We start from the raw sequence: 2,924 nt of genomic DNA on the forward strand, positions 1-2,924 counted from the left end.
ATTATTCTTCAATATGGGCAATCTTCTTGGCCAGTTCTTTCTTCATTTCCAGGTTCCCCTGACGGGAAATCATGATGCGCTGTGCCTGCGGGCTGCCGGCACCGTGCATGGATTCTGTCCGGTAGCCGACGGCGGCCGTGCCCAGGCAGAGGTTTTCGATGAGACGCAGGACTTTCAGGCGGTTTTCCGTCGATACGGACGATACGCCTTTGAGGTATTTATCGACATACGGCCCGATTTTCGGATCCCGCAGGTCGATTTCCGACGGCGCCGTGACGACCAGGCCGCCAGCAATATCTTCGGCCAGGCGGACGATTTCATAGGGGAAACGGGTGACGTTCTGCTTGCACACGTTGGCCAGCAGCAGGTCGATGAGGTAGTTGCCCGATTTCGTCGGTTTGCCCAGGGCCGAGCAGGCGATGCCGCAGCCGAAGAGCGTTTCGTTCAGGTGCTGCATTTCGATAATCTTGTCTTTGATGTGCGATGCCTTGGCACAGCCGTTATAATCGGCTGCCAGGGCCGCGGCCCCGATGAGGACGTCGCCTACGCCGACTTTGCAGCCGCCATAGGACTGACGGTGATATCCGGCAAAGCGTTCGACCATCATGCCGGCAAATTCCACTTCGCCGTTGAGGAAAATCTGGTCATTGGGGATAAATACGTTATCGAAGATAACCAGTGCTTCCGTGCCGCCGAATTCGGGGTTGCCCGTATCCATGGGAGCTCCTTCCAGTTTCCGCGTATCGCAGGACTGACGGCCGACGATCATGAAAATGCCTTCGGCATCGGTCGGACAGCAGAAGGAAATAGCGTAATCCTTATCAGCTTCCCGCATGGCGATGGTCGGCATGACGATGACTTCGTGGGAGTTGATGAAGCCTGTCTGATGGGCTTTGGCACCGCGTACGACGACACCGTCGGGACGGCGTTCGACGACGTGGAGATACAAATCGGGATCATCCTGGGCATGAGGAGCCTTGCCGCGGTCGCCTTTCGGGTCGGTCATGGCGCCATCGACGGTAAAGTCATTCTGCTGTACCCGGGTGAGGAATTTCTTGAAGTTTTCATGATAATGAGTGCCGTATTTCTGGTCGATTTCATAGGTCGTGGAGAATACGGCGTTGGATGCATCCATGCCGACGCAGCGCTGGAAGCAGGCTGCCGTCTTCTGGCCGAGGAGACGCTGCATCCGGACTTTGTTGATGAGGTCCTGGGTGCTCTGGTGGATATGGGTAAAACGGTTGATCTTTTCACCGGTCAGGGACGACGTAGCCGTCATGAGATCTTCATATTCCGGCATCTGGGCCAGATCGTAGGTCATGCGGACCGAGTTCAGGGACGGACGCAGGATGGGGTCATCGACGACGTTGTCGATTTTTTTGCCGAACATGTACACCTGCAGGTTGAGCTTGCGCATGCTTTCGATATACTGTTCACCAGTCATTAATGCCATGAGTGTAACCTCCTAACAAAAAAGTTTTACAAATATACGTTATACGAATATACGTTTATAATTCTTAATAAAGAACTTTGTTCTATATTTTGTACATTTAGAAGCAGGCAGGCGGTTTGCTTCGCACTGCAAGCCGCGTCTGTCTGCATCTGATTGTTGTTTTATTATAAATACCCAAGACGCATGCTGATTTCCTGTGCTTTTTCCTTAACTTTGCGGCGAAGGAACCGCAGGTAGGAAATGGTTGCCTTGCTGGCCAGGACACTGATACTGATGGCCGCGACGACTTCCTTTTCCCGGTTGTAAACGGGAGCTGCAATACAACAACCTCCGAGGATATTGCCCTGATCATCAAAGGCGTATCCATAGCGCCGTACCCGGCGGATTTCCCGGTAGAGCCGTTTTTTATCGGTAATTGTGTACGGTGTATACTGTTCCAGTGTAACGGGATCGATGAGTGCGTGCAGTTCGTCATCGGGAAGAGATGCCAGCATGACCAGGCCGCATCCCGTCGCATGGGCACCCAGTTTAAAGCCGATATTGAGGACAGAGCTGACTGCCTTGGCCGACGCCTGTTTGCCGATAAAGATAGCAAACCGTCCTTCGCGGATGACGGCGTGGGTCGTTTCTCCCGTCTCTTCCTGGAGCGACTTTATGCCCCTCGTCAGTTCGACGGAAAAATTCGTCGTACTCATACACTCTGCAGAGAGCGCCAGCAGGGCCAGCCCTGGATAATACACCTTCGATTCCGGATCGTATTGGACGTATCGTTTCTGCATCAGTTCCTGCATCAGGTAGGATAAGGAACTCTTGGGAATCCCCGATGCCTTCTGTATCATAGTAAACGTCGGGGCTTTTTCAGCCTGTACGACGATTTCCAGCACATCCAGCGCCCGGGCAGCGGAACGTACGATGGTACTATTGCCTGATTTAACCATATATAACCTTCTTCCTTAATGAAGTTCAATATATCGAACATCCCCTTAGGGGACATTGTATCATCGCTCTATTTTTCTTGTCAAATAACGAGTGGCAATACAACGGGAAAACAAAAGGTGTACATGGCCTCACTACAGGTGGAAAAATGAATCGTTAGTCACCAAAATCGAAAATCTTGGCCGGATTGAGTATGAGGTTCGGATCCAGTGCTTTCTTGATGGCTTCCATCATGCCCAGTTCGACAGGATCAGTAAACTTCTTCATTTCAGCTAACTTCCGCAGGCCGATGCCGTGTTCGCCCGAGAGGCAGCCGCCCAGACTGTAGACGAAACTGTACAGCGTATTATGATACTGCGGGATTACTTCGTTCCATTTTTCTAAGGACATATCCATCTTCAGGGCGTTGACATGGATATTGCCGTCGCCAATGTGGGCCGCGACCGTCGTTGCGATGTTGTACTGTTTTTCGATTTCCGGCAGTTTGGCCATGAGGTCGGGAATCTTGTCCACGGGTACGACGATATCTTCTGCC

The 2,924-nt window shown here is 52.1% G+C and carries 3 protein-coding genes; all 3 read right to left on the reverse strand.

The features are described from left to right. Nucleotide 1: 1 nt before the first annotated feature. A complete protein-coding gene (locus tag DBO31_RS02695; RefSeq protein ID WP_075581784.1) occupies nucleotides 2–1,453 on the reverse strand; it encodes a 4-hydroxyphenylacetate 3-hydroxylase family protein in 1,452 nt (483 codons plus the stop codon). Between the two features lie 164 nt (nucleotides 1,454–1,617). Then, nucleotides 1,618–2,391, reverse strand: coding sequence for an IclR family transcriptional regulator (locus tag DBO31_RS02700; RefSeq protein WP_059076799.1), 774 nt, complete (start codon nucleotides 2,389–2,391; stop codon nucleotides 1,618–1,620). 154 nt (nucleotides 2,392–2,545) lie between these two features. Further along, a partial coding sequence (locus DBO31_RS02705; RefSeq protein ID WP_304466341.1) for an FAD-binding oxidoreductase occupies nucleotides 2,546–2,924 on the reverse strand: 379 nt, incomplete at its 5' end.

It is taken from the genome of Megasphaera sp. DJF_B143, assembly GCF_900320625.1.
In the GTDB taxonomy this organism is placed as follows: domain Bacteria; phylum Bacillota; class Negativicutes; order Veillonellales; family Megasphaeraceae; genus Megasphaera; species Megasphaera hexanoica.

Coding starts and splice junctions, on each gene's coding strand:
- DBO31_RS02695 (WP_075581784.1), bottom strand. CDS start 1,453: ATGGCATTAATGACTGGTGAACAGTATATCGAAAGCATGCGCAAGCTC.
- DBO31_RS02700 (WP_059076799.1), bottom strand. CDS start 2,391: ATGGTTAAATCAGGCAATAGTACCATCGTACGTTCCGCTGCCCGGGCG.